This is a genomic window from Actinosynnema sp. NPDC050801 (genome assembly GCF_040673975.1).
Taxonomy (GTDB): Bacteria; Actinomycetota; Actinomycetes; order Mycobacteriales; family Pseudonocardiaceae; genus Actinosynnema.
This window is the reverse complement of the sequence record NZ_JBFAQZ010000002.1, coordinates 75,114-98,469: the sequence shown is the minus strand read 5'-3', so window position 1 is coordinate 98,469 and position 23,356 is coordinate 75,114. Positions and strand designations below refer to the sequence as shown.

Annotated in this window: 27 protein-coding genes; 11 read left to right on the top strand and 16 right to left on the bottom strand. The window is 71.9% G+C overall.

Annotated elements, in window-relative coordinates:
- The first annotated feature begins 41 nt into the window (after positions 1 to 41).
- Complete coding sequence (locus AB0K14_RS05350; RefSeq protein WP_360447706.1) at positions 42 to 494, top strand: thioesterase family protein; 453 nt, start codon at positions 42 to 44, stop codon at positions 492 to 494.
- A gap of 43 nt (positions 495 to 537) precedes the next feature.
- On the opposite strand, the gene AB0K14_RS05345 is transcribed toward AB0K14_RS05350, so the two are convergent.
- The gene (locus AB0K14_RS05345) at positions 538 to 882 is read right to left on the bottom strand and encodes a hypothetical protein (RefSeq protein WP_360447704.1); all 345 of its coding nucleotides are present in this window, start codon (positions 880 to 882) and stop codon (positions 538 to 540) included.
- Positions 883 to 1,142: 260 nt separating this feature from the next.
- Between AB0K14_RS05345 and AB0K14_RS05340 the strand changes: the two genes are divergently transcribed.
- A complete protein-coding gene (locus tag AB0K14_RS05340; protein ID WP_360447702.1) occupies positions 1,143 to 1,388 on the top strand; it encodes a hypothetical protein in 246 nt (81 codons plus the stop codon).
- 54 nt (positions 1,389 to 1,442) lie between these two features.
- On the opposite strand, the gene prcA is transcribed toward AB0K14_RS05340, so the two are convergent.
- From prcA to AB0K14_RS05315, 5 genes are all read right to left on the bottom strand, one after another.
- A complete protein-coding gene (gene prcA / locus AB0K14_RS05335) occupies positions 1,443 to 2,246 on the bottom strand; it encodes a proteasome subunit alpha (RefSeq protein ID WP_360447700.1) in 804 nt (267 codons plus the stop codon).
- A gap of 55 nt (positions 2,247 to 2,301) precedes the next feature.
- Positions 2,302 to 3,150 carry a proteasome subunit beta gene (gene prcB / locus AB0K14_RS05330; protein WP_360447698.1) on the bottom strand — a complete coding sequence of 283 codons (849 nt, stop codon included), beginning with the start codon at positions 3,148 to 3,150 and terminating at the stop codon, positions 2,302 to 2,304.
- Positions 3,151 to 3,184: 34 nt separating this feature from the next.
- The gene (locus tag AB0K14_RS05325; protein ID WP_053716644.1) at positions 3,185 to 3,379 is read right to left on the bottom strand and encodes a ubiquitin-like protein Pup; all 195 of its coding nucleotides are present in this window, start codon (positions 3,377 to 3,379) and stop codon (positions 3,185 to 3,187) included.
- Between the two features lie 84 nt (positions 3,380 to 3,463).
- A complete protein-coding gene (gene dop, locus AB0K14_RS05320) occupies positions 3,464 to 4,957 on the bottom strand; it encodes a depupylase/deamidase Dop (protein ID WP_360447696.1) in 1,494 nt (497 codons plus the stop codon).
- 52 nt (positions 4,958 to 5,009) lie between these two features.
- Positions 5,010 to 7,487 (bottom strand): FtsX-like permease family protein, encoded by a 2,478-nt coding sequence (locus AB0K14_RS05315; RefSeq protein WP_360447694.1) that lies wholly within the window; start codon positions 7,485 to 7,487, stop codon positions 5,010 to 5,012.
- Between the two features lie 171 nt (positions 7,488 to 7,658).
- Here AB0K14_RS05315 and AB0K14_RS05310 point away from each other — a divergent pair, with 171 nt between their 5' ends.
- Positions 7,659 to 7,955: a DUF6191 domain-containing protein gene (locus AB0K14_RS05310; protein ID WP_360447692.1), complete on the top strand. Its 297-nt coding sequence runs from the start codon at positions 7,659 to 7,661 to the stop codon at positions 7,953 to 7,955.
- On the opposite strand, the gene AB0K14_RS05305 is transcribed toward AB0K14_RS05310, so the two are convergent.
- From AB0K14_RS05305 to AB0K14_RS05290, 4 genes are all read right to left on the bottom strand, one after another.
- On the bottom strand, positions 7,927 to 8,847 hold the full coding sequence (locus tag AB0K14_RS05305; RefSeq protein WP_360447690.1) for an aldo/keto reductase: 921 nt from the start codon (positions 8,845 to 8,847) through the stop codon (positions 7,927 to 7,929). The genes AB0K14_RS05310 and AB0K14_RS05305 overlap by 29 nt on opposite strands.
- Before the next feature lie 67 nt (positions 8,848 to 8,914).
- Positions 8,915 to 9,085 carry a hypothetical protein gene (locus tag AB0K14_RS05300; protein WP_360447688.1) on the bottom strand — a complete coding sequence of 57 codons (171 nt, stop codon included), beginning with the start codon at positions 9,083 to 9,085 and terminating at the stop codon, positions 8,915 to 8,917.
- Between the two features lie 334 nt (positions 9,086 to 9,419).
- A complete protein-coding gene (locus AB0K14_RS05295; protein WP_360447686.1) occupies positions 9,420 to 10,187 on the bottom strand; it encodes an ABC transporter permease in 768 nt (255 codons plus the stop codon).
- Positions 10,184 to 11,092, bottom strand: coding sequence for an ATP-binding cassette domain-containing protein (locus tag AB0K14_RS05290; protein ID WP_360447684.1), 909 nt, complete (start codon positions 11,090 to 11,092; stop codon positions 10,184 to 10,186). The genes AB0K14_RS05295 and AB0K14_RS05290 overlap by 4 nt, the downstream gene beginning before the upstream one ends.
- A gap of 114 nt (positions 11,093 to 11,206) precedes the next feature.
- Here AB0K14_RS05290 and AB0K14_RS05285 point away from each other — a divergent pair, with 114 nt between their 5' ends.
- The 4 genes from AB0K14_RS05285 to AB0K14_RS05270 all read left to right on the top strand — a co-directional run bounded on the left by AB0K14_RS05285 (position 11,207) and on the right by AB0K14_RS05270 (position 13,469).
- Positions 11,207 to 12,310, top strand: coding sequence for a histidine kinase (locus AB0K14_RS05285; protein WP_360448234.1), 1,104 nt, complete (start codon positions 11,207 to 11,209; stop codon positions 12,308 to 12,310).
- Complete coding sequence (locus tag AB0K14_RS05280) at positions 12,307 to 12,951, top strand: response regulator transcription factor (protein ID WP_360447682.1); 645 nt, start codon at positions 12,307 to 12,309, stop codon at positions 12,949 to 12,951. The genes AB0K14_RS05285 and AB0K14_RS05280 overlap by 4 nt, the downstream gene beginning before the upstream one ends.
- Before the next feature lie 171 nt (positions 12,952 to 13,122).
- Positions 13,123 to 13,323 (top strand): hypothetical protein, encoded by a 201-nt coding sequence (locus AB0K14_RS05275; protein WP_360447680.1) that lies wholly within the window; start codon positions 13,123 to 13,125, stop codon positions 13,321 to 13,323.
- On the top strand, positions 13,320 to 13,469 hold the full coding sequence (locus tag AB0K14_RS05270) for a hypothetical protein (RefSeq protein ID WP_360447678.1): 150 nt from the start codon (positions 13,320 to 13,322) through the stop codon (positions 13,467 to 13,469). Before AB0K14_RS05275 ends, AB0K14_RS05270 begins: the two co-directional genes overlap by 4 nt.
- Before the next feature lie 127 nt (positions 13,470 to 13,596).
- Here AB0K14_RS05270 and arc read toward each other — a convergent pair whose 3' ends face one another.
- Positions 13,597 to 15,396 (bottom strand): proteasome ATPase, encoded by a 1,800-nt coding sequence (gene arc / locus AB0K14_RS05265; RefSeq protein WP_360447676.1) that lies wholly within the window; start codon positions 15,394 to 15,396, stop codon positions 13,597 to 13,599.
- Positions 15,397 to 15,634: 238 nt separating this feature from the next.
- On the opposite strand from arc, the gene AB0K14_RS05260 reads away from it, so the two are divergent.
- Positions 15,635 to 16,444 carry a hypothetical protein gene (locus AB0K14_RS05260; RefSeq protein ID WP_360447674.1) on the top strand — a complete coding sequence of 270 codons (810 nt, stop codon included), beginning with the start codon at positions 15,635 to 15,637 and terminating at the stop codon, positions 16,442 to 16,444.
- Between the two features lie 69 nt (positions 16,445 to 16,513).
- Here AB0K14_RS05260 and AB0K14_RS05255 read toward each other — a convergent pair whose 3' ends face one another.
- From AB0K14_RS05255 to AB0K14_RS05245, 3 genes are all read right to left on the bottom strand, one after another.
- On the bottom strand, positions 16,514 to 17,341 hold the full coding sequence (locus tag AB0K14_RS05255) for a tRNA (adenine-N1)-methyltransferase (RefSeq protein WP_360447672.1): 828 nt from the start codon (positions 17,339 to 17,341) through the stop codon (positions 16,514 to 16,516).
- A gap of 66 nt (positions 17,342 to 17,407) precedes the next feature.
- Positions 17,408 to 17,611, bottom strand: coding sequence for a hypothetical protein (locus tag AB0K14_RS05250; RefSeq protein ID WP_360447670.1), 204 nt, complete (start codon positions 17,609 to 17,611; stop codon positions 17,408 to 17,410).
- Positions 17,611 to 18,186 carry a hypothetical protein gene (locus tag AB0K14_RS05245; protein WP_360447668.1) on the bottom strand — a complete coding sequence of 192 codons (576 nt, stop codon included), beginning with the start codon at positions 18,184 to 18,186 and terminating at the stop codon, positions 17,611 to 17,613. Before AB0K14_RS05245 ends, AB0K14_RS05250 begins: the two co-directional genes overlap by 1 nt.
- A gap of 109 nt (positions 18,187 to 18,295) precedes the next feature.
- On the opposite strand from AB0K14_RS05245, the gene AB0K14_RS05240 reads away from it, so the two are divergent.
- Both AB0K14_RS05240 and AB0K14_RS05235 read left to right on the top strand, forming a co-directional pair.
- Positions 18,296 to 19,411, top strand: a complete 1,116-nt coding sequence (locus AB0K14_RS05240; protein ID WP_360447666.1) for a histidine kinase — start codon at positions 18,296 to 18,298, stop codon at positions 19,409 to 19,411.
- Positions 19,408 to 20,046 carry a response regulator transcription factor gene (locus AB0K14_RS05235; protein ID WP_360447664.1) on the top strand — a complete coding sequence of 213 codons (639 nt, stop codon included), beginning with the start codon at positions 19,408 to 19,410 and terminating at the stop codon, positions 20,044 to 20,046. The genes AB0K14_RS05240 and AB0K14_RS05235 overlap by 4 nt, the downstream gene beginning before the upstream one ends.
- Before the next feature lie 63 nt (positions 20,047 to 20,109).
- Here the strand turns inward: AB0K14_RS05235 and AB0K14_RS05230 are convergent, their stop codons facing one another.
- Together AB0K14_RS05230 and AB0K14_RS05225 are read right to left on the bottom strand one after the other, a co-directional pair.
- Positions 20,110 to 21,240, bottom strand: coding sequence for a site-2 protease family protein (locus tag AB0K14_RS05230; RefSeq protein WP_360447662.1), 1,131 nt, complete (start codon positions 21,238 to 21,240; stop codon positions 20,110 to 20,112).
- A gap of 90 nt (positions 21,241 to 21,330) precedes the next feature.
- Positions 21,331 to 22,047 (bottom strand): TetR/AcrR family transcriptional regulator C-terminal domain-containing protein, encoded by a 717-nt coding sequence (locus tag AB0K14_RS05225; protein ID WP_360447660.1) that lies wholly within the window; start codon positions 22,045 to 22,047, stop codon positions 21,331 to 21,333.
- An 87-nt stretch (positions 22,048 to 22,134) separates the two neighbouring features.
- Between AB0K14_RS05225 and AB0K14_RS05220 the strand changes: the two genes are divergently transcribed.
- On the top strand, positions 22,135 to 23,310 hold the full coding sequence (locus AB0K14_RS05220; protein WP_360447658.1) for an FAD-dependent monooxygenase: 1,176 nt from the start codon (positions 22,135 to 22,137) through the stop codon (positions 23,308 to 23,310).
- Positions 23,311 to 23,356 lie beyond the last annotated feature (46 nt).

Genomic DNA, 23,356 nt, shown 5'->3' with positions numbered 1-23,356 from the left:
GACCGGCGGGTGGTGCCGGTGGGGGTGCGCATACTCGGCGCATGCCCTTCACCAGCACCACCCACGTGCGCTGGCCGGACGTCGACCAGAACGGCCACATGCGCACCACCGCGTACCTGGACGCGGCCGAGGACAACCGGATGCAGTACTTCGCCTCGGCGGACTTCCCGGTCACCGAGTTCGCCGCCCGCCGCATCGGCCCCGTCTCCCACGGCGACGACATCCGGTACCGCGCCGAGATGCGCCTGCTCGACCCGATCGTGGTGGAGCTGCGCCTGGCCGGCCTCGCGGCGGACGGCGCGCGGTTCCGCCTGCACAACAGGATCATCAGGGCGGACGGCCGCACCGCCGCCACCGTCGTGACCACCGCGGGGTGGCTGGACCTGGACGCCCGCAAGCTCACCGCGCCGCCCGCCGACCTGCTCGCCGTGCTGACCTCGTTGGAGCGCACGAAGGACTTCACCGACCTGCCGTCACCACTGGCGCACGCCTGAGGACAGGCGAGAGGGGCACTCTCCCGAGTGCCCCTTCGCCGCGTCAGCCCCGCCTCCGGGTCCTCTCTCCCGACCAGGACGCACGTCGCGCGATCATCGCGACCAGCCCGAACAGGCCGATCTGACCGGCGGTCAAGCCGACCGTCGCCCACACCGGGAAGTCCACCGGGACCGCCCTGAGCGTCAGCACGGGGCCGAGGACCACCCCGCTCATCACCAGTGCCAGCACAGCCGCGTGCAGGAGGCGGGGCGCTTGGTTGGAGGGCACGGCCACTTCAACCTTGAGACCCGACTTCTCCACGCGCACTCGCGCTTCGCGGGTCGGGTCGCCCCAGCCCGCCGGGTTGTCGGTTCCGGGCGTGCCCGGTTCCGGCGTTGCGATACTCATGCGAGGCGCCTTTCTCTCCCCCCTCCCCCCTGCACCCACGTAGGTGCAGAACGTCGGAGGAACCAGGGTTGTCGTGATGGCCGGCTGTCACCCCCACGATCGCCGGCCGACCACGCCCCTCGGTTCGAGGCGCCGCGTGAACTCGCAAGTTGATCCTGCCACGCACTCGTGCCCGGAGTCCACACTTTCACCACCGAATCTGTGGCGGATTCGCACAGATGGTGCAATGCTGGGCAGAACAACGGGGAGCGGGGTGCGCCATGTCGTCGGTCGAACGGGTCGCGTCGGACAAACCTGCCGTGGCGGACCGGGTCAACGTCGCGCTCATCGCGGAGGCGGTCGCGGCGTTGGGCACGTTGCAGGAGCGGACCGGGCTCAAGAAGGTCGACCTGGTCAACCGGGCGTTGCTGGTCTACGAGTTCATCGACTCGGAGCTGCGCGCGGGCAACCAGGTGGTGCTGCGCGACCCCGAGGGGCGCGACCAGCTGGTCAAGATCTTCCTGTAGCGCGATGAAGGCCCCCGGCGGTGTGCCGGGGGCCTTCGCGGTCGGGTGCGGAACCTACGCCTTGTCGTCGTTCGGCGGCAGGTTCACGTCCGTCACCGGCTTCTGCTTGCCGCCCTTGGCGGGCGGTTCCTCGGCCTCGGCAGGCGCCGGGTCGTCACCGGGCAGCAGGGCCGCCAGGGCGGCGCCGGTGATGCGCCGGAACGCGCGCCGCGGCCGGGAGCGCTCCAGGACCGCGACCTCCAACTTGCCGCGGTCGAGGATGTCCGGCTTGCCGTTGCCGGTGGTGGTGCTGCCGGAGCTGAGGGCCTTCACCGCCGTGCGCACGGCGTCGGCCAACGGCTGGGACTCGGTGTAGGCGTCCTTCAAGGCCGTGCTCGTCGCCTCGGCCTGGCCGCCCATCACGACGTACTGCGGCTCTTCCACGATCGAACCGTCGTAGGTCAGCCGGTACAGCGTGTCCTGCTCGGGCGCGGTGCCGACCTCGGCCACGCAGATCTCCACCTCGAGCGGCTTGATCTGCTCGGCGAAGATCGAGCCCAGGGTCTGGGCGTAGACGTTGGCCAACGACCGGCACGTCACGTCGCGCGGGTCGTTCTGGTACCCGCGGATGTCGGCGAACCGGATGCCCGCCTGGCGCAGGTTCTCGAACTCGCTGTAGCGGCCGACCGCGGCGAACGCGATGCGGTCGTAGATCTCGGACACCTTGTGCAGGGTGGCGGAGGGGTTCTCCGCCACGAACAGCACGCCGTCGGCGTACCGGAGCACGACGACGCTCCGGCCTCGGGCGATGCCCTTCCGGGCGTACTCCGCGCGGTCGCGGAGGATCTGCTCGGGTGAGGCGTACAACGGCATCGTCACTGCTGCGGCTCCCGGGCTCGGCGGATGCGGGTGGGGATGGGGGTCGGCACGGCGCTCAGCCCGCCGGCCTGATCCGACGGCCTTCGACGACCGACTCGGCCAGCGTGGCGGTCTGCTCGTCGGTCATGTGCGCCGCACCGTCGGCGGTGATCGTCACGACGACCGGGTAGATCTTGCGGATCACGTCCGGGCCGCCGGTGCCGGAATCGTCGTCGGCCGCGTCGTACAGCGCCTCGATCGCGGTCCTGGCGGCCCGCTCGGCGTCGGCGTCCGGGTCGTAGAGCTTCTTCAGCGCCGACTTCGCGAACAGCGAGCCCGAGCCGACGGCCTGGTAGCCCTGCGACTCCTCGTAGCGCCCGCCGGTCACGTCGTAGGACACGATGCGGCCCGCGCGGTCCGTCTCGGGCGCGTCGGTGTCGAAACCCGCGAACAGCGGCACGACCGCGAGGCCCGCCAGCGCGGCGTCCAGGTTGCCTTTGATCATCGCCGAGAGCCGGTTCGCCTTGCCGTCCAGCGACAGCGAGACGCCCTCGATCTTCTCGTAGTGGCGGAGCTCGACCGCGTAGAGCCGGACGATCTCGACCGCGATGCCCGCCGTGCCCGCGATGCCCACCGCCGAGTAGTCGTCGGTGATGAACACCTTCTTCATGTCGCGCTGGGCGATCACGTTGCCCATCGTGGCGCGCCGGTCGCCCGCGATCACCACACCGCCCTTGAACGTGAGGGCGACGATGGTCGTGCCGTGCGGGGCCTGCACCGCGCTGCCCTCGGGCAGGGTGCGGCTCGACGGCAGCAGTTCGGGGGCCTGGGCGCGGAGGAAATCGGTGAACGACGACGACCCCGGCCTGAGGTAGGCCGGGGGCAACGACGCGGCCGGGTAGCGCCCGGTCGAGCTGTGGTCCATGTGTGCGTTCTTCTCCTGTCCCGCCGGCGGCTTCTTACTCGCCGCCCTTTTGCACGTATGCGCGGACGAAGTCCTCTGCGTTCTCTTCGAGCACGTCGTCGATCTCGTCGAGGATGGCGTCGACGTCCTCGCCGAGCTTCTCCCGGCGTTCCTGGCCGGCGCCGGCCGCGCCGTCGCCGTTCTCGTCGCCGTCACCGCCGCCTTGGCGCTGAACCTGTTCCTGGGCCATGTCGACCTCCCGGTCCTCGGGTCCTGCGAGTTAAACACTACCCACCAGGTACGACATCCTGCGCCTGCCACTCGGGTCTGTTGATCAGCCCCGGGTCAGCGCCTCCACCAGTTGCTCGGCCGTGTCCGAGGCCTCCAGCAGGGCTCCGACGTGCGCTTTCGTGCCGCGCAGTGGTTCGAGGGTGGGGATCCGGACGAGTGATTCCCGGCCGAGGTCGAAGATCACCGAATCCCACGATGCGGCGGCCACCGAAGTGGGGTAGCGCTCCAGGCAGCGGCCGCGGAAGTAGGCGCGGGTGTCCTCCGGCGGCGCGAGGATGGCCGCGCGCACCTCCTCCTCGCTGACCAGGCGTTTCATCGAGCCGCGCGCCACCAGCCGGTTGTACAGGCCCTTGTCGAGCCGCACGTCGGAGTACTGCAGGTCGACCAGCGACAGCCGGGGCGAGCCCCAGGCCAGGCCGTCGCGGGCGCGATAACCTTCGAGCAACCGCAGCTTCGCCACCCAGTCGAGCCGGTCGGCGCACTCCTGCGGGTCGCGGGCCAGCGCGTCGAGCACCTCGCCCCACACGCGCAGCACGTCCCGGTCGCCGTAGCCCTCCTGCTCGACGAACGCGGAGGCGCGCTCGTAGTAGGCGAACTGCAGGTCCAGCCCGGTGAACTTGCGCCCGTTGGACAGCTCGACCTTCACCTTGAGCGTCGGGTCGTGGCTGATCTGGTGCACCGCCCGGACGGGCTCCTGCAGCCGCAGGTCGTCGAACCGGCGGCCGGCCTCGATCATGTCCAGCACCAGCGACGTGGAGCCGCACTTGATGTAGGTGGAGTACTCGGCGAGGTTCGCGTCACCGATGATCACGTGCAGCCGGCGGTACTTGTCCGCGTCGGCGTGCGGCTCGTCGCGGGTGTTGATGATGCCGCGCTTGAGCGTGGTCTCCAGCCCGACCTCGACCTCGATGTAGTCGGAGCGCTGGGACAGCTGGTAGCCGGCCTCCTCGCCCGCCGAGCCGATGCCGACGCGGCCGGAGCCGACCACGACCTGGCGGGACGCGAAGAACGGCGTGAGCCCGGAGATCACCGCGGTGAACGGCGTGCTGCGCTGCATCAGGTAGTTCTCGTGGGTGCCGTAGCTGGCGCCCTTGCCGTCGACGTTGTTCTTGTACAGCTGGAGCCGGGGCTGACCGGGGACGGTGGCCGCGCGCATCGCGGCCTCCTCCATCACCCGCTCCCCCGCCTTGTCCCAGATCACCGCGTCACGCGCGTTGGTGACCTCGGGCGCGGAGTACTCCGGGTGCGCGTGGTCGACGTACAGGCGCGCGCCGTTGGTGAGGATGACGTTGGCCGCGCCCAGGTCCTCGACGTCGCTGTCGCCGGGGTGGCCGCCGGGCGTGCCGAGGTCGAAGCCGCGCGCGTCGCGCAGCGGCGATTCGACCTCGTAGTCCCAGCGCGCCCGGCGTGCCCGCGGTATGTCGGCGGCCGCCGCGTACGCCAGCACGACCTGTGTCGAGGTGAGCACCGGGTTCGCCGTGGCGTCACCCGGCACCGAGATGCCGTACTCGACTTCGGTTCCCATGATCCGCCGCATGTACGCAGACTACGACCTTCCACCGGCACACCGCCGGAACCCGGGTCACGTTTCAGCCGGCGGCGAGTCCGGCGGCGGGCCTGATCCGCGACGCGCCGCGGGCCGGACCGAACGCCGCGAGCACCGCGAGGACCACCACGCCCGCGCCACCGAACAGCAACGGCGCCACGGCCGCGGTCGGCCACATGAACACCCCGAGCGCGGCCAACGTCAGCTCGGCGTAGAGGAGGCCGAACAGACCGCCGCCCAGCACTCCGACCAGCGCCAACAGCACCGCTTCGGCCACCACGCCGCCTTGCAGCCCGCCCTTGGTCACGCCGAGCGCGCGCCGCAGTGCCAGCTCCTTGCGCCGTTCCTGCACGGAGATCGTCAACGCGGTCCCGATGCCGGTCACCGCGACCGCGACGGACAGCCCCAGCAGCACCATCAGCATCACCATCCCCAGGTCGAGGTAGCGCTGGTTCTGCGCGCTGGTCTCGGCCTTGGTGTTCACCAGAACGGTGGGTGAGTCGGCCAGGGCCGCCCGCACCCCCGCCTGGTAGGCGGCCGGGTCCGCGCCGGGCTTGAGCGTCACCAGCACCTTCGACGGTGGCGCCAGGTCGGGGTCGGGCAGCACCACGTCGGCGTCGTCGAGCAGCGAGCCGGTGAACGTGCCGACGACCGTGGCCGTGCGCGGCCCGCCGGGCAACCCCTCCACGGTGAACGGCCGGCCCCGTTGCGCGCCGAACCGCTCGGCGTACCACTCGTTGAGCAGCACGGTGCCGTGGGTGAAGTCGGCGGCGTTCACGTTCTGCCTGGTCAGCCACTCGCGCATGCGGTCGGGGTCGGCGCCGACGACCTGCGTCGGGAACGTGTCGCCGTCCGCGTCCGCCTGCTCGACGTCGAGGCCGTGCACGACGACCGTGCCGGCCGCCTCGGGCCGGTTGGCCGCCGCGCCGACGCCGCCGGCGAGCGCCCGGCCGCCGGCGTCCGCCACCACGGCGTCGGGCTGCGGCTCGTTGCTGAACTCGTCCTCCATGCGCTGTGCCGAACCCACCGTGACGGCGAAGAAGGTGACCATGGCGGCGGCCAGGAGCAGCGGCATCGCCACCGACGCGGACCGCTGCGGCACCCGCCGCACCTCGGCCGCGGCCAGCTTCCACTGCGCGCCTCCGAAGCGGCTCGCCACCGAGCCGAAGATCCGGCCCAGCGCGGGCACCACGACCGGCCCGAGCACGCCGAACAGGCCGAACACGGCGGTGATGCCGGAGAACAGGACCAGGAAGATCGCCGCCAGCGACGGCCCCGTGAGCACCGCCAGCGCACCCATGGCCGCCGCGGTGGCGACCAGCACGATGCCGAAGATCCGCCGACGGCGCACCACGGCCTGGTCCGGTGTCTGGCCTTCGGACGTCCGCAGTGCGGCGAGCGGCGAGATGCGTGCGGCGGCCAGCGCGGGCCGGACCGCGGCGAACGCGCTGAGCGTGGCGGCGGTGACGACGCCGATGACGAGCTGGCCGACCGTGGGCAGCAGCGAGGGGCTCAGCTCCACCGCGCCGAGCAGCGCGGACAGGCCGGTGCCGTCGAACAGCCTGGCCAGCAGCCACGCCACCGACCCGCCGAGCACCGCGCCGACCGCACCCGCGGCGACGCCGGTGACGAGTGCTTCGAGGAGGTTCGCCCAGACCAGCGGGCCTCGGTGCGCGCCGAGGCAGCGCAGCAGGGCGGTGTGCCGCTGGCGTTGCGCGTAGACGGCGCGGTAGGTGGCGGAGGCGACGAAGACGGACGTGGCCAGCGCCAGGATGCTGAACGGCAGCAGCACGGCCGCCAGGTCGTTGTTGGGCGGTTCCGCGGCGATCGCCGCCTTGGTGTCCACCCGGAAGTTCCCGCCCGCGGCCTGCGCGACGGCGGCCCGGTCGCCGCCGAGGACGTAGATCGCCTCGACCCGGGGCGTGCCGCCGAGCTTGGCGGCCAGGCGCTCGCCGACCACGATCAGCGGCTCCTCGCCGAGCGAGCCGCGCTTGGTGATGCCCCGGACCACCACGTCCACCGGCTTGCCCGCCGCGTCGGCGAGCTTGACCGACGTGCCCGGCATGAGGCCGTGCTCGTAGGCGGTGACCCGGTCGACCGCGATCTCGCCGTCCGGGCCGGGCGAGCGGCCCTCCAGGATCGGCACGCGGTGCAGGTCGGCGCGGTCCGGTTCGATGTCGGCGGTGGCCCGGCGGTCGTTCGCCCGTCCGCCGTCGAGCAGCAGGTCGGCGCGGACCTCGCGGATCGGTTGCGCCAGCGTCACCCCGGCGGCCTGCGCCACCCGGTCGGCGGTCGCCTGGTCGAGGTCCGCGGTGTCGCCGCGGACCGGTGGGCGGACGACGAGGTCGACCCCTGCGGGCACGGTGGGCGCGCCCTCGTCGGTGGCGCGGACCATGGCGTCGCTGAGCATCAGGGCGGCCAGCAGGCACGCGACGCCGACCACCAGGGCGACACCGGGCAGCACGGCGCGGCCGGGTCGGTTGCGGAACTCGGCGACCGCGAGCCGCAGGGATGTGGGCACAACTCCTCCTCGTGACGCGAACGCCACGACGGTAGGAAGCGACGACGTCGGCAGGCGTCGGTCCGGGGTAGCACGGGCCGGTACGACCTGGGGAGGATCTTGGCGCGGCCGGTCCGGAACCATTCGCCCGGTCGCGCGCGTTCAGCAGGTGGCCGGCCGGAGGAGGACCACATGGGCATGGTGTTCGCGATGTCGATCCCAGGCCTGGCCGTGCTGCTGGTCGGCCTCGCGACCGCGGAGCGCCTGCTGCGGTGGGCGCGTCGGCGCCAGGGTCAGCCGGTCGTGTCCGCGACCGCGTTCGAGGAGTTCACCACCGTGTTCCAGGGCGGCAAGCACATCGAGCTGCAACAGCGCCAGGTGACGCGGATGCTGGGCGAGGACGAGGAGTCGGGCGCGCCACCGCGCGGGCCGGTCGACCTCGACTCGGGCCGGGTCAGGCTCAATCCCAAGCCAGGGACGCCCGGGTAGCCCAGTACCGCTCGGCGGGCTCGGCGCAGTCGGCGAGCTCGTCGGGGGTCAGGTCGACGTCGCGTGCCATGAGGTTGGCGTGCAGTTGTCGCGGGCTCGCCGCGCCGGAGAGCACGACGTCGGCCCACGGTTGGGCGCGCACGGCGGCCAGCGCGATGGCGTCCGGGCCGACACCGTGCCGGTCGGCCAGGTCGCGCACCCGCGGCGGCGGGTCGACCGCGAGCCTGCCGTTGGCCAGGCCCTCCTTGACGAACACCTCCGCGCCGGACTCCTTGGCGAACGCCAGCGCGGGGCCCACCGAGGTCTCCAGGACGTTCCAGGTGGACTGGACGCTCTCGAACAGGCGCCGCCCCTCGACCGTGAGCTCCAACGCGCGCCGCACCGTCTCGCCCTGGCGCGGGCCGGAGGTGGAGAAACCGAGGCGGACACCCGAATCCCGCAGCCCGCCCAGGGCGAGGAGCAGGTCCGGGTCGCCGAACAGCGGGCTGTCCGACGTCAGCGAGTGCACGTCGTAGAGGCCGACGTGCGGCCCCAGCAGCGCCTCGGTCTCCCGCCACTGCCGGGTGAACCGGTCGAGCGAGTGCTCCTTCACCTCGTGCGTGGTCGCGTCGCGCCGCCAGTCGGCGACGTAGGCGTAACCCCACTTGCTGGACACCTGCACGTCCTGGTGGCCGCGCTCGGCCAGCCACTGGGCCAGGAACTCCTCCGCGCGGCCGTAGGACCGGGCCGCGTCCACCCGGCGCACGCCCGCCGCGTAGGCGGCGTCCAGCACGGTGTGGCACTGCGCGCGCATGGCGTCCACGTCGCGGTGGTCGGGCAGGGCGTGCTCGCGGCCGAGGTTGATGTACGCGGGGCGGCCGAGGGCGGCCAGGCCTAGGGCGAAGTCGGACACGCCCGACACGGTAACCGGCGGCTTCGCGGGCCGCCGGTCATCGTGATCACCGTGACGGGACCGGGGGTCAGCCGGTCGGGACGTCGTCGACCGTGCGGATGCGGTCGTGCACCCGGGCGCTGGCTCCAGCACGGTCGCCCCGGAGAACGTGCTCGATGTAGACCTTGACCCGCGCCCAAGACACGCCGTTCGGCTCGTTGGCGAACCACCGACGCCACCAGCCGTCCACCGTGGCCACAAAGGTCACTCCTTGGTATGAACGCGACCCGCCGGACCGCGAATCCGGCCACGACAGCAGGATGCGCGCGAGGGCGATCGCCCCGACGTGACGGCCCCACGGAGCGACCGCCCCGACAACCAGCGGTAGCAAGGAAACCCGCGCGATGGCGCCCGAGCATCTCTGCCTGGACCCCGGCTCCACGACCGGCCAGCCCGCAGTGAGGGTTCGCACGACGCGACCCGGCAGAGCGATCCAGCAGAGCGACCCAGCCGGACGACCCAGCCGGACGACCCAGCCGGGCGACCCAGCCAGGCCCCAGAGGCCACACGTTGGCGAGGTGGGTGGAGACGGCTCAGGCGTCGCGGCGGAGCAGGGCGATCGTGCCGGCGCCCACGGCGGCGATCAGGTAGGCGACCATCGTCAGGGCGGCGCCCAGCGGGGACAGCAGGGGGTTGGTGATATCGCCCGACAGCTGGGGGGCGAGCACGGGCAGCATGACGGAGTACGCGCGTTCGTTCCACGGTTCCGGTAGGACGAGGGTCAGGGTCGGGAGGACGAACAGCAGGGCGCAGAGCGAGACCAGTGCGCCGGCCGTGGAGCGGAGCAGGAAGCCCAGGCCCATTCCCACCAACGCCAGCAGGACCATCGACGCGGTGTTCGCCAGCAGCCCCGGCAGGGCGTCGGCGAACGAGTCGTAGGCCGAGATCGGCCGCGGGCGGTCGCCGGTGATCCACTCGCCCGCCTGGTAGGCCAGCAGGGTGGCCATCAGGGCGATGGCCAGGGACGCGCCGGCCACCACGAGTGTCTTGGCCACGAGGAAGGCCTTGCGCTGGGGCACGGAGACCAGCGCGGTGCGGATCATGCCGGTGCCGTACTCCGAGGTGATCGCCATGGCACCCAGCACGCCCAGGCAGAACTGGGTGAACGGCACGACCAGCATGCCAGGGTCCGCCGAGCCGAACTTCTGCTGCAGGTCCGGTGGCGAGGTGTCCCAGTCGGCCGTCATCAGGAACGACACCAGCACGCCGCCCAGCAGGGCCGCCGTGATGGCCAGCAGGATGTAGGTGGTCGAGCGGACGGAGCGGAGCTTCAGCCACTCCGAGTTCAGCAGGTCGGTCATCGTGCGGTCTCCTTGGTCCGGTACTCGACGCTCTCCTCGGTCAACTCCAGGTAGGCGTCCTCCAGCGACGCGCTGCGCGGGGTCAGCTCGTGGACGCGGATGCCGTTGAGGGCGGCCAGGTCGGCGATCTCGGGGGCGTCGAGCCCCTGCACGAGCAGCGCGCCGTCCTCCGACCGGGTGCTGGCGCCGGCGGCGGTCAGGACGGACACCAGGGCGTCCGGCGTGGGCGAGCGGACGAGGACGTCCGTCCGGAACTTCTCCTGCAGGTCCTGCATGGACGACTCCAGGATCAGCCTGCCGCGGCCGATCACGATGACCCGGTCGGCGGTCAGGGCCATCTCGCTCATCAGGTGGCTGGACACCAGCACCGTGCGGCCCTCGCGGGCCAGGCCGCGCATGAGGTGGCGGATCCACCGGATGCCCTCCGGGTCGAGGCCGTTCACCGGCTCGTCGAACAGCAGCACGCCGGGATCGCCGAGCAGGGCCGCCGCCACGCCGAGGCGCTGCTTCATGCCCAGCGACAGCGATCCCACCCGTCTCTTCGCCACGCCCGCCAGACCCACCTGCTCCAAGGTCGCCACGACCCGGGTGTCCTTGATGCCGTTGCTGCGCGCCAGCACGCGGAGGTGGTCGTAGGCCGACCGACCGCCGTGCACCGCGCCCGCGTCGATCAGCGCGCCGACGTGGTGCATGGGACGGCGGAGGTCGGCGTACCGGCGGCCGTCGACGAGCGCCTCGCCGCTGGTCGGCCGGTCCAGGCCGAGGATCGCCCTCATGGTGGTGGACTTGCCCGCGCCGTTGGGGCCGAGGAAGCCCGCGACGTAGCCGGGCTTCACCTCGAACGAGAGGCCGTCCACGGCCCGGGTGGCCCGGTAGCGCTTGGTCAGCTGCCTTACTTCGATCATGGGTTGGAGCTTGCCGGGGCGGGGCGCGGGGCGAATCGGACCGAGGTCTGTGATTCCGGATCGGACCGTGGTCCGACGCCGCGGGCGGCCCGGCCGATTACCGTGCCGATCGTGATGTCGCGAGTCCTGCGGATGCTGCCGATCGCCTACCTGTACGTGCTGGACGGGGCCGCCGCCGTCGTGCTGGTCATGGTGTACCTGGATTTCGCCCGGATGAGCGACGTGCCGGCGTGGCTGGGGTACCCGGTGGCCGTGCTGGTCGGGGCGCCGTTGGCGCTGCGCCGCAAACGCCCCTTGCTCACGCTGGGACTCGTCCTGGCGGCGCAGAACGTCGCCACGATCACCCACATCACGCTCGAGCCCTACAGCGCGACGGCATTCGCCATCTACATGGTGGCTTCGGTCTGCTCGCAGCGGGTGGCCGTGGGCGCGCTGGCCACCGCGCTCGGCACGGCGTGGGTCGCGGTGCTCGCCAGTGAGCCGTGGCCGGAGTCCCTCGGGTTGTGCGTGTTCCTCACGCTGGTCGTGGGTGCCGCGTGGGCGTTGGGGCGCGCCACGCGGATCCGCCGGGCCTACGAGGCCCGCCGGGCCGCGGAGGCGTCGACCAAGGCCGTCGCCGAGGAGCGCATGCGCATCGCCCGCGAGCTGCACGACGTGGTGGCGCACAGCCTGAGCCTGATCACGGTCAAGGCAGGCGTCGCCGCCCACGTCGCGCCGACGCAGCCCGAGCAGGCCCAGGAGGCGTTGCGGATCATCGAGACGACGTCCCGCGGCACCCTGGTCGAGATGCGGCGGCTGCTGGGCGTGCTGCGGTCCGAGAACGCGGAGGCCGACCTGGCACCCATGCCCGGGATGGACGACCTGCCCGAACTGGTGTCGCGGGCGTCGATGGCCGGCGTGGACGTGTCGCTGTCGGTGTCCGGTTCGCTGCCCGACGGGCTGGGGCTCACCGTGTACCGCATCGTGCAGGAGTCGGTGACCAACGTGGTGAAGCACGCGGCGCCGGCCGCCTGCGAGGTGTCGATCGCCGTCGGGGACGATGCGGTGGAGGTCCGGGTGGTCGACGACGGACCCGGTGAACGGGTGTTGGCCGGTGGCGGCGGGGGGCACGGGTTGATCGGGATGAGGGAACGGGTGGCGGTCTACGGCGGGACGTTCTCCGCCGGCCCGCTGGCCGGTGGGGGCTTCGCGGTGCGCGCCGAGGTGCCGCTGTCGTGATCGACGTGGTGATCGTGGACGACCAGGCGCTGCTGCGCGGCAGCTTCCAGGTGCTCGTGGACTCGGCGCCCGACCTGCGGGTGGTCGGCGAGGCCGGTGACGGCGCCGAGGCGGTGTCCGTGGTGCGGTCGACGTCGCCGGACGTGGTGCTGATGGACGTGCGGATGCCGGGCGTCGACGGTATCGCCGCCACCCGCCGGATCAGCTCGTTCTCCGACGCCCGGGTGCTGATCCTGACCACGTTCGACCTGGACGAGTACGTGTACTCGGCGCTGCGGGCCGGCGCGAGCGGGTTCCTGCTGAAGGACACTCCCCCGGCCGACCTGCTGGCCGCGATCCGCGTGGTGGCCGCCGGCGACGCCCTGCTGTCGCCCTCCGTGACGCGCCGGCTGGTGGCCGAGTTCTCCCGAACACCCCCACCGCGTGCCGTCCGCCTCGACGCGATCACGGAACGTGAGCAGGAGGTGCTGCTGCTGATCGCGCGCGGCTACTCCAACGCCGAGATCATGGACGAGCTGCACCTGTCGGTCGGCACGGTGAAGACCCACATCGGTCGCCTGCTGCACAAGCTCCAGGCCCGCGACCGGGCACAGCTGGTGATCGCCGCCTACGAGTCCGGCCTGGTCACCGCCCGCTCCTGACGACCGGCACCCGATCGCGGTCTTCCGCCGCCGCACCGGCTCTGCCAGGTCGCCAGGCGTTCGCACAGGGCCTGCGCGTGATCCCCGTACTGCTGGACGGCACGCCGCCGCTGGTCGAGGACGGCGTTCGCCGAGGGCGCCGTGACGGTGTGCTCGCCGCCCGATCTGACGGTGGAACGGCGGCTCGACCTGCCCGCCACGCCGGAACCCGGAGGTCCGTGCGACGAGGCGCGGTCGACCCTGTCGATGGTCCCGGTCGTCGGCTCGGAGCTGGTCGTGGCCTGCGACGGCGTGCTGACCAGGTGGGATACCGCCACGGGCGACATGCTGGGCGCTCCGCTGACCCTGGGCGCCGGGAGCGGATCGGGGTGATCCCCCTCGGCCTGCCGCTCACGACCGCCGGAACGCCGCTGATCGCCGATCCGACCGGGCGGCGGCTCGCGCTGCACCACCTCGACGGGTCGGTCACGCTGCGGGACCTCCTGGTCGACGGCCGGGACGAGGGCGTCTGCGCCTGACCCGCGACCGAGCAGACCCTGGAACGCGGAGGACCTGGAACGCGGAGGACCTGGAACGCGGAGGACCCGTCCGGCGCGGTGGCCGGACGGGTCCTCCAGGCGGGTTCCGACGGTGGAGCTGCGGGTGCTACAGGTACTGACCGGTGTTGGTCGCCGTGTCGATCGCCCGACCCGACTCCTGGTTCTTGCCGGTCACGAGCGTGCGGATGTAGACGATCCGCTCGCCCTTCTTGCCCGAGATCCTGGCCCAGTCGTCCGGGTTGGTCGTGTTGGGCAGGTCCTCGTTCTCGGCGAACTCGTCCACGATCGCGTCCAGCAGGTGGCGCACCGACAAGCCCGGCTGCTTGGTGTCCAGCAGGCTCTTGATGGCCGCCTTCTTCGCGCGGTCGACGATGTTCTGGATCATGGCGCCGGAGTTGAAGTCCCGGAAGTACAGGACCTCCTTGTCACCGTTGGCGTAGGTGACCTCCAGGAACCGGTTCTCCTCGGACTCCTCGTACATCCGCTCGACCGTGTGCTGCACCATGCCGTCGATGCAGGCCACCGGGTCGCCGCCGAACTCGGCGAGGTCGTCGGCGTGGATCGGCAGGTCGGGCGTGAGGTACTTGTTGAAGATGTCCTTCGCGCCTTCGGCGTCCGGACGCTCGATCTTGATCTTGACGTCGAGCCGGCCCGGCCGCAGGATCGCCGGGTCGATCATGTCCTCGCGGTTGGAGGCGCCGATCACGATCACGTTCTCCAGGCCCTCGACGCCGTCGATCTCGCTGAGGAGCTGGGGCACGATCGTGGTCTCGACGTCGGAGGACACGCCGCTGCCGCGGGTGCGGAAGATCGAGTCCATCTCGTCGAAGAACACGATCACCGGGGTGCCCTCGGAGGCCTTCTCCCTGGCCCGCTGGAAGATCAGCCGGATGTGCCGCTCGGTCTCGCCCACGAACTTGTTGAGCAGCTCGGGGCCCTTGATGTTGAGGAAGTAGCTCTTGGCTTCGCGGTGGTCCTCGCCGCGGGCGGCGTGGACCTGCTTGGCCAGGGAGTTCGCCACCGCTTTCGCGATGAGCGTCTTACCGCAGCCGGGAGGGCCGTACAGCAGCACGCCCTTGGGCGGGCGCAGCTTGTACTCGCGGAACAGGTCGGCGTGCAGGAACGGCAGCTCCACGGCGTCGCGGATCTGCTCGATCTGCCGGAACAGGCCGCCGATGTCCTCGTACTTGACGTCGGGCACCTCTTCCAGCACCAGGTCCTCGACCTCGGCCTTCGGCACGCGCTCGTAGGCGAAGCCCGCCTTCGAGTCGACCAGCAGCGAGTCGCCCGCCTTGAGCGGCGAGTCCATCAGCGGCTGGGCCAGCCAGACCACCCGCTCCTCGTCGGCGTGGCCCACGACCAGGGCCCGGCCGATGGAGCTGTCGGCGGTCTCGGACAGCAGCACCTCGCGCAGCGTGCAGACCTCGCCGATGCGCTCGAAGTCGCCGCCCTCGACCACGGTCAACGCCTCGTTCAGGCGCACCGACTGGCCCAGGACCAGCGACGACGTCTCGACCGCGGGCGATACCGAGACCCGCATGCGACGGCCGGAGGTGAACACGTCCACCGTGCCGTCCTCGAACCTGGCCAGGAAGACGCCGTAACCGCTGGGCGGTTGCGCGAGGCGGTCCACTTCCTCGCGCAGCGCGAGCAGCTGGCTGCGCGCTTCTCGAAGGGTGTCGATGAGCTTCGTGTTGCGCTCGGTCAGTTGGCTGACGCGCTCCGTCGCCTCGGCCAACCGCTGCTCCAGCAACCGGACGTGTCGTGGGGATTCCGTCAACTTGCGGCGCAGCAACGCGATCTCGTCCTCGAGGAACCGGATCTGCGCAGTCAGCTCACCAGGGTTGTTGCTTTTGTTCAGCTCGCCGCCCTCATCGGGCTGGCTGCCGGGATGACCGTGCTGCATGTCGGCACCCTCCTCCCGTGTTCGTCCCACAACGGTACCGGCGATCACCGACAAAAGCCGACACCCAGCGCGTTCCGGGCGTCGTGTGATCACACTTACCGCCCGCTCGGCCGGACGAACTGCTCCATACCGGTGTCTGCCGGGACCTCCCACCCGCTACCGTGCGTCCAGTACGAGTCCCACGTGAGTGGTCCGGGCAGTGTCCACTGCCACCAGCGGAAAGTTCTAGGAGAACGTGATGTCCGTCCCGCCGCAGCAGCCGGGTCCCTACGGTCAGCAGCCGGGTCAATTTGGCCAGCAACCAGGCCAATTCGGCCAGCAGCCGGGGTACGGCCAGCAGCCCGGCGGATACCCGCCGCCTGGTCAGGGCTTCCCACAGGGTGGGCAGCAGCCCGGTTACGGCACGCCGCCCGGTGGCTACGGGCAGCCCGGCCAGCCCGGTCCCGGCCAGCAGCCGTACGGCCAGCCCGGCCAGCCGGGCCAGTTCAACCAGCCCGGTTACGGCCAACCGGGTGGTTTCGGCGATCCCTACGGCACGCCGCCGAAGAAGAAGAGCCCCCTGCCGTGGATCCTCGGCGGTGTCGGCGCGCTGGCCGTGATCGGTGTCGTGGTCGTGCTGGTCGTGGTGATGGGCGGCGGTGGCAACGGCACCGCCAAGGACGCCGCCGACAGCTACGTCGCCGCGGTCAACTCCCGGGACTTCGACAAGCTCAAGACGCTGACCTGCACCGAGAAGCACGGCACGATCGACGACATCAAGAAGGCGACCGACCCGGGCGCCTTCGCGGCGGAGCTCGAGAAGGAGCTGGAGAACCTGCCGCCGGAGTTCAAGGAGCAGGTCGAGGCGGCCCAGGAGGCCGCGAAGAACATCAAGGTCAACCTGACCGTCGACAAGGTCGAGGAGAAGAGCGACACGGAGGCCACGGCCACCGTCTCGGTCAAGTTCCAGGGCGTGCCCGACAGCATGAAGGAGTACGTCAAGGACGACACCGACACGCTGCCGTTGAAGAAGACCGACGACGGCTGGGTCGCCTGCCCGACCAGTTGACGGACGAGCACCCACGACAACGGCCCCGCACCTCGCGGGCGGGGCCGTTGTCGCAGTTCAGAGCCCCTGTCAGCCCTTGGACGGACGCCGCTGCGGCCGGGGCGGGGTGACGCCGTCGGCGAGCCTGCGGGTGGTCAGCAGGAACGCCGTGTGCCCGATCATCCGGTGCTCCGGGCGCACCGCCAGGCCCACCACGTGCCACGGCCGCACGAGGGTCTCCCACGCGTGCGGCTCGGTCCAGTGCTGCTGCTCCCGGATCGCCTCGGTGACCTTCGACAGCTGGGTCGTGGTCGCCACGTACACCACCAGCACGCCGCCCGGGATCAGGCTGCGGGACACGGCGGGCAGCACGTCCCACGGGGCGAGCATGTCCAGCACGACCCGGTCGACCTCGCCCTCGTGCTCGTTCACGTCGGCGACGGTCAACGACCAGTTGCCCGGCCGCTCGCCGAAGAACTGCTCGACGTTGCGGATGGCGTGGTCGGCGTGGTCCTGGCGGACCTCGAACGACGTCACGCTGCCCTTCTCCCCGACCGCCCGCAGCAACGAGCAGGTCAGCGCGCCGGACCCGGCACCGGCCTCCAGCACCCGCGCGCCGGGGAACACGTCGCCGTACATGACGATCTGGGCGGCGTCCTTGGGGTAGATCACCTGCGCCCCGCGCGGCATGGACAGCACGTAGTCCGACAGCAGGGGCCGCAGCGCCAGGAACGACGTGCCGCCGACCGAGACGACCACGGACCCCTCGGGCTGCCCGATCAGCTTGTCGTGCGACAACGCGCCGCGGTGGGTGTGGTACTCCTTGCCCGGTTCGAGCACGATCGTGTAGTGCCGTCCCTTCGGGTCGGTCAACTGCACCCGGTCTCCGGGCCGGAACGGACCACTGGCGGTGCTCACCGCGGTAAACCTCCTGCTAGGACGCGCGTCAACAGCGCACGATGGTCGCACGGAGGCCTCACCCGGCTACCGGCGGGACTTCGCCGCGCGCATCCCCGAGTAGGTCAGCGCCGCGCCGACGACGACAAACCCGAGCGCGGCGGGCAGCCGGGCCCACGCCGGCAGGTGCATCACCACGAACCAGCTCTTGCTGTCCACGTCCAGCGCCATCAGCACCAGGGGCACCAGCCCCTGCGGCACCAGCATGATGATCCCGACGACCTCACGCATCACTCCCCCTTGTCAGTGATCTTCTCGGTACGTCCCTTGGCCAGCTCGGTGACCGTGTGGTAGACGGGCCAGCCCAGCAGCCAGATGACGCCGACGACCGTCATGCCCCGCATCTGCCCCCACAGCGCCTGCGTCCGCTCCGGCGTGCCGACCACGTACATCAGCAGCAGCATCACCGAGCAGGCGATGGCCCACGCGATCGCGAACTTCACCCATTCGCGCCACTCGTGGCGGACCCTCGCCGGGCCCTCCTTCGGCGGCTTGACCGGTGGCGGACCACCGGCGAACCGGTGGGCGACCCGCTGGTCCGCCCACCGCAACATGCTGTGCCCGAACGCCACGCTCACCCCCAGGTAGATCGCGGCGAGCCCGTGCGCCGTCCCGGCCTCACCCCCCGAGCGCAGGTCGAAGACGGTCGCGACGAGCAGCACCACGTCCACGACGGGCGTGCAGACCAGCAGCGCCGCGCCGAGCCTGCGCATCCTGAACGCGTACCGGGCCAGCAGCCCCGCGCCCAGCACGACCCAGAACCCGACCTCGCACGCGACGATGACGACAACCAGCGGATCGACCACGTCGGCAAGCCTGCGGCCCGCGGCGGCCGCGGCGCGTCGTCGGGCCGACCCACCGCGGGTCATCAGTTCGTAGGACGCCGGGCGCCGGGCGCTGTGCTGTGATGACGGGGTGCAGCTCCACCGCGGACACCGGGACGTGCTGATCGCGGTGGCCTTCTTCGCCGCGGGCGTGCTGCTCTACCGGCTCGGCATGGACCTCGTGCTCGGCGGCCCGGACGCGCGCACGCCGTTCGCGATCCGGGCGGCGGTCCTCGCCGTCGCGTGCGCCGGCCAGGCGTTCCGCCGCAGGTCGCCCGTGATGGCGCTGGCCGTGGTCACCCCGGTCACGGCGGTCGACGTGTACTTCGACCTGAGCATGCCGGTGATGATGGTGTGCATCGACGTGCTGTTCATGGCCACCATGCACGGTTCCCGCAGGTTGCACCGGGTGATCGTCGGCGCGGTGGCGGTGTTGACGGTCGGCATCACCGTGGCGGTCGCGGTGCTGGGCGACTGGCGGCAGTCGTTCTACGCCGGCCTGCAGGCGTTCTCGCTGTTCGTGGTGCCGGTGTGGTGGGCGACGAACGTGCGGCAGCACCGGGAGGGGGCCGAGCACGTCACCCGGATCGCGGAGCTGGACCGGCGGGCGGCGGTGAACGCCGAGCGCAACCGGATGGCCCGCGACCTGCACGACGTGGTGGCCGGGCACCTGTCCGCCATCGCGATCCAGTCCGAGGCGGTGCTGTCGATGCGCGAGGGCGACCCGGAGACGGTGCGCACGGTGCTCAAGTCGGTGCGGGAGAACAGCGTGCGGTCGTTGACCGAGATGCGGATGATGATCGACGTGCTGCGGGCGGACGAACCGGCGGACGAGCCGGTGACCGTGCGACTGGCGGACGTGGGCAGGCTGGTCGAGTCGGCCGTGGCGGGCGGGCTGGTGGTGGAGCTGCGCGGCACGGACGTGGACGAGCTGCCGGTGGGCGTGGACGTCGCGGCATACCGGATCGTGCAGGAGGCGTTGACCAACGCGTTGAAGCACGCACCGGGCGCGCGCACGTCGGTGGTGCTGGAACGGCAGGTCAGACGGCTGGTGGTGGTGGTGCGCAATGGCGCGGTCGACGGTCCGACGGGCATCGGGACGGGGTTGGTGAGCATGGCGGAACGCGCCCACGTGGTCGGCGGTGCGTTCTCCGCGGGCCGGGAGGACGACGGCGACTGGGTCGTGCGGGCGGAGTTCCCGCTGTGATCCGGGTGGTGGTGGCCGACGACCACGCGGCGATCCGGGCGGGCCTGGTGATGATCCTCGACGGCGCGGACGGCGTCGAGGTGGTCGGCGAGGCGGCGGACGGCGAGGCGGCGGTGCGGCTGGCCACGCGGCTGCGGCCCGACCTGGTGCTGATGGACATCCGGATGCCCGGGGTGGACGGCATCGAGGCGACCAGGCAGCTCGGCGGCGTGTGCGAGGTGCTGGTGCTGACCACGTTCGACCTGGACGAGTACGTGCGCGGCGCGCTGCGGGCCGGTGCGGCGGGGTTCCTGCTGAAGTCGGTGGAGGCGCCCGCGCTGGTCGAGGCGGTGCGGCAGGTCGCGGCCGGTGACGGGGTACTCGCGCCGAGCGTGACGCGGCGGGTGATGCGGGAGTTCGCCTCGACCGCGCCGAAGTCGCGCCCGGCCGGGTTGGACTCGTTGACCGAGCGTGAGGTGGAGGTGCTGCGGTGCCTCGGCGAGGGACTGTCGAATCACCAGATCGGGCGAAAGTTGCACATCGGTGAGACGACGGTGAAGACCCACGTGTCGCGGGTGCTGACGAAGCTGGACCTGCGGTCGCGGGTGCAGGCGGCGATCCTGGCGCAGGAGGCCGGGCTGCTCAACGGCGGGTAGGTCGGCGCCCGGGGCCGGGTCAGCACCGGGCAGTTCAAGCGGGCAGGTCAGCGCCCCGGCAGGTCAGCGCCGGTTCAGCGCGGCCTTGAGGTCTTCGCGGCGCAGCACGCCCGCGGGCCGTCCTTCGAGGTCGACGACCAGGTACTCCCAGGCGGCGGTGCCGTGCACGCGCTCCACCACCTCGGCGCCGGTCTCGTTCTCCAGCAGCACGGTCTCCGGCCGGATCGGCACGGCGGCCTGCTCGGCCGGCGCGTGCGGCGAGGTGCTGGCCAGCCGGCGCGCCATCTCGCGGTCGAGCAGGCCGGCGGCGACACCGTCCGCGCGGACCAGCACCACGCCCCGGCCGGCGGACGCGGTGAGCGCGCCCGACACCGGGCTCTCGGCGGGCAGTTGCAGCACCGGGCGGACGAGTTCGCCCAGCGTCAGGCCGTCCGGCCAGGTGCTGCGGCGCTCGGCGGTGAGCTCGCCGCGCGCGCCCGCCAGCACGAACCACGCGGTCAGCAGGCACACGCCGAAGCGGATCCAGCGGTCCTCGGCGCCGTCGAGGACGCCCCAGACCGCCCAGACGACGAGCAGGGCGGCCACGACCCCGCCACCGATCACGGCGGCCTTCGTGCCCGACGCGCGACGACCCGTGACCGCCCACACGCCCGCGCGCAGGATCCGGCCGCCGTCCAGCGGCAGGCCGGGCAGCAGGTTGAACACCGCGACGGCGGCGTTGGCGAACGCGGTCTGGGCGATCAGCAGCCACACGGCGTCGGGCTGCGGGATGGCGGAGGCGGCCAGGGCGAACAGGCCGGCCAGCACGATGGAGACGATCGGGCCGGCCGCGGCGATGGCACCCTCGTGGCCGGGGCGGGTCGGGGTGCGCATGACCTCGGACACGCCGCCGAGCAGGAACAGGCGCAGCCGGCGCACCGGCAGGCCCAGGCGCAGGGCGACCAGGCTGTGGCCGAGTTCGTGCGCCAGGACCGAGAGGCCGAGGAAGACCGCGAACGTGGCGGCGAGGAGCACGCCGGTGAGGCCGCTCGTGCCGGGTGCGATGCGGCCGACCAGCGGCGCGTAGAGCACCACGATGGCCGCCGAGCCGAGCCACCACGAGGGCGCGAGCAGCACCGGTATCCCGGCCGCGCGGAACAGCGGCAGCCCACCGTCCCGGCCGACCTGCCGCCGCCAACCACCCGTCGTCGCCACGTGCCGAGCCTAGGCCGCGGCGTGTATCAGGACTGTGTTGGATCAGTGCGGTGTCGGACCAGTACCGCACCCGGTCGGCGACGCGTCCGATCAGCGCGGGGTCGGGTCGTCGCGGGACGCGATCCGCGCCCGCAGGCCGTCGAGGATGAGGTCGAGGCCGAAGCCCAGGGCCTGGTCCTGACCGCCCTCCGCCACCGACTCGGCCAACGCGGCCTTGACCGCGGGGTACCGGTCACCCCGCTCGCGCACGATCTCGACCAGGACCGCGCCGAACTGCGTGCCCACGTCGCCGCCCGGTGTCGTCGCCGCCTGCTGCGCGATGCCGCGCACGTGCCCGGCGAGCACGGCCAGCACGTCCATCCGCTCCGCGCCGCGCAGCCGCGTGCCGTCGAGCAGGGCGAGCCCGGACTCCATCCAGGCCAGTTCGTTGGGTCCGACGACGCGCGGACCCGTGGTGGCCTCCAGCACCCACGGGTGCCGCACGAAACCGGGCAGCAGCGCCAGCGCCCACGCGCGCAGCCGAGCGCACCGGTCACCGTCGCCCGGGTCGGCGGGCGGCGTGCCCATCGCCAGGTCGGCCATGAGCGCGATGAGTTCCGCCTTGCCGGGCACGTAGCGGTACAGGGACATCTTGGTGAAGCCGAGGTCCGCGGCGACCCGTTGCATCGAGACGGCGGCGAGGCCCTCGGCGTCGGCGATCGCGATGCCGGCGCCGGCGATGAGCTCGTGGGTGAGCGCGGGCTTGGGGCCGCGACGCGGGCCGGGACGGTCGCCCCACAGCAGTTCGAGGCTGCCCGTCAGGTCCATCGCCACCTCCGGTGTTGCCGTCGCCAAAGAACTGTGTCTAAGGTACACAAATAGAATTGCTTCCGATGGACACAGTTTGGGGTTGTCATGGCGGACAAGCAGGTCCTGGTCTCCGGCGCGGGCGTCGCCGGGCCGGCGGTGGCCTACTGGCTGGCGCGGCACGGCTTTGAGTCGACCGTCGTGGAGATCGCGCCCGCGCTGCGCGGCGGTGGCGCGCCGGTGGACTTCCGCGGTGAGACCCACCTGACCGTGCTGGAGCGGATGGGTGTGCTGGACCGGCTGCGCGGGATCCAGACCGGCGGCAGCCCGATGACGTTCGTCGACGAGCACGGGCGCACGGTGCTCCACCTGCCCGCGGACTTCGCGGGAGGCGACGTCGAGGTGTTGCGGTCGGACCTGTCACGGGTGCTCCACGAGCACGGCCGAGGGCTCGTGGACCACGTCTTCGGCGACTCGATCACCGGGTTGACCGAGACACCCGACGGGGTCGACGTGACGTTCGCCTCGGGCAACCAGCGCACGTTCGACCTGGTCATCGGTGCCGACGGCATCCACTCGGGCGTCCGCCACCTCGTCTTCGGCCCGGAGGAGCGCTACGTCCGCCACCTGGGCTACTACGTCGCGAGCTGGGACCTGCCCGACGACCTCGACATCGGGCCGGAGTCGTTGAACTACAACGTGCCGGGGCGGTTGGTCTCCACTGGTGGCGGCCCGGACCGGCCGGGCGCGTTCGCGGCTTTCCGGTCGCCCCGACTGGAGTACGACCGGCGTGACGTGGCAGGGCAGCGCGCGCTGCTGGTCGACGCGTTCGGCGGGCTGGGGTGGAAGACGCCCCGGCTGCTGGCGGCCTTGGAGCACACCTCCGAGCTGTACTTCGACTCGATCAGCCGGGTGGACGTCCGACCCTGGTCACGGGGCCGCGTCGCGCTGGTCGGCGACGCCGCGTGCGGCGCGACCATCGGCGGGATGGGCGCGGGCACCGCCGTCGTCGGCGCGTACGTGCTCGCCGGCGAGCTGGCCGCCGCGAAGGGCGACCACGTGACGGCGTTCCGGCGCTACGAGGACCTCATGCGCGACTACGCGCGGCGGTGTCAGAAGGGAGGTGACCGGACCGGGAGGTTCCTGGCGCCGGCGAGCGGTCTCGCGTTGCGCATGCGCAACGCTCTGCTGGGCAACCGGTTCCTGCTCGACCTCATGCTGAAGGCGGGCAGGGACGTCACCAACCGGATCGACCTGCCGGACTACGCGACCGCCGCCGCCTGACGCGGGCGCCGGCCTGACGCCGATCGAACCCGATCTTGTCGGGGTC

What these genes read in the sequence shown, in the direction of transcription:
- AB0K14_RS05350 (WP_360447706.1), top strand. Translation starts at nt 42, where the DNA reads ATGCCCTTCACCAGCACCACCCACGTGCGCTGGCCGGACGTCGACCAG.
- AB0K14_RS05345 (WP_360447704.1), bottom strand. Translation starts at nt 882, where the DNA reads ATGAGTATCGCAACGCCGGAACCGGGCACGCCCGGAACCGACAACCCG.
- AB0K14_RS05340 (WP_360447702.1), top strand. Translation starts at nt 1,143, where the DNA reads ATGTCGTCGGTCGAACGGGTCGCGTCGGACAAACCTGCCGTGGCGGAC.
- prcB (WP_360447698.1), bottom strand. Translation starts at nt 3,150, where the DNA reads ATGGACCACAGCTCGACCGGGCGCTACCCGGCCGCGTCGTTGCCCCCG.
- AB0K14_RS05325 (WP_053716644.1), bottom strand. Translation starts at nt 3,379, where the DNA reads ATGGCCCAGGAACAGGTTCAGCGCCAAGGCGGCGGTGACGGCGACGAG.
- dop (WP_360447696.1), bottom strand. Translation starts at nt 4,957, where the DNA reads ATGCGGCGGATCATGGGAACCGAAGTCGAGTACGGCATCTCGGTGCCG.
- AB0K14_RS05310 (WP_360447692.1), top strand. Translation starts at nt 7,659, where the DNA reads ATGGGCATGGTGTTCGCGATGTCGATCCCAGGCCTGGCCGTGCTGCTG.
- AB0K14_RS05295 (WP_360447686.1), bottom strand. Translation starts at nt 10,187, where the DNA reads ATGACCGACCTGCTGAACTCGGAGTGGCTGAAGCTCCGCTCCGTCCGC.
- AB0K14_RS05290 (WP_360447684.1), bottom strand. Translation starts at nt 11,092, where the DNA reads ATGATCGAAGTAAGGCAGCTGACCAAGCGCTACCGGGCCACCCGGGCC.
- AB0K14_RS05285 (WP_360448234.1), top strand. Translation starts at nt 11,207, where the DNA reads ATGTCGCGAGTCCTGCGGATGCTGCCGATCGCCTACCTGTACGTGCTG.
- arc (WP_360447676.1), bottom strand. Translation starts at nt 15,396, where the DNA reads ATGCAGCACGGTCATCCCGGCAGCCAGCCCGATGAGGGCGGCGAGCTG.
- AB0K14_RS05260 (WP_360447674.1), top strand. Translation starts at nt 15,635, where the DNA reads ATGTCCGTCCCGCCGCAGCAGCCGGGTCCCTACGGTCAGCAGCCGGGT.
- AB0K14_RS05250 (WP_360447670.1), bottom strand. Translation starts at nt 17,611, where the DNA reads ATGCGTGAGGTCGTCGGGATCATCATGCTGGTGCCGCAGGGGCTGGTG.
- AB0K14_RS05225 (WP_360447660.1), bottom strand. Translation starts at nt 22,047, where the DNA reads ATGGACCTGACGGGCAGCCTCGAACTGCTGTGGGGCGACCGTCCCGGC.
- AB0K14_RS05220 (WP_360447658.1), top strand. Translation starts at nt 22,135, where the DNA reads ATGGCGGACAAGCAGGTCCTGGTCTCCGGCGCGGGCGTCGCCGGGCCG.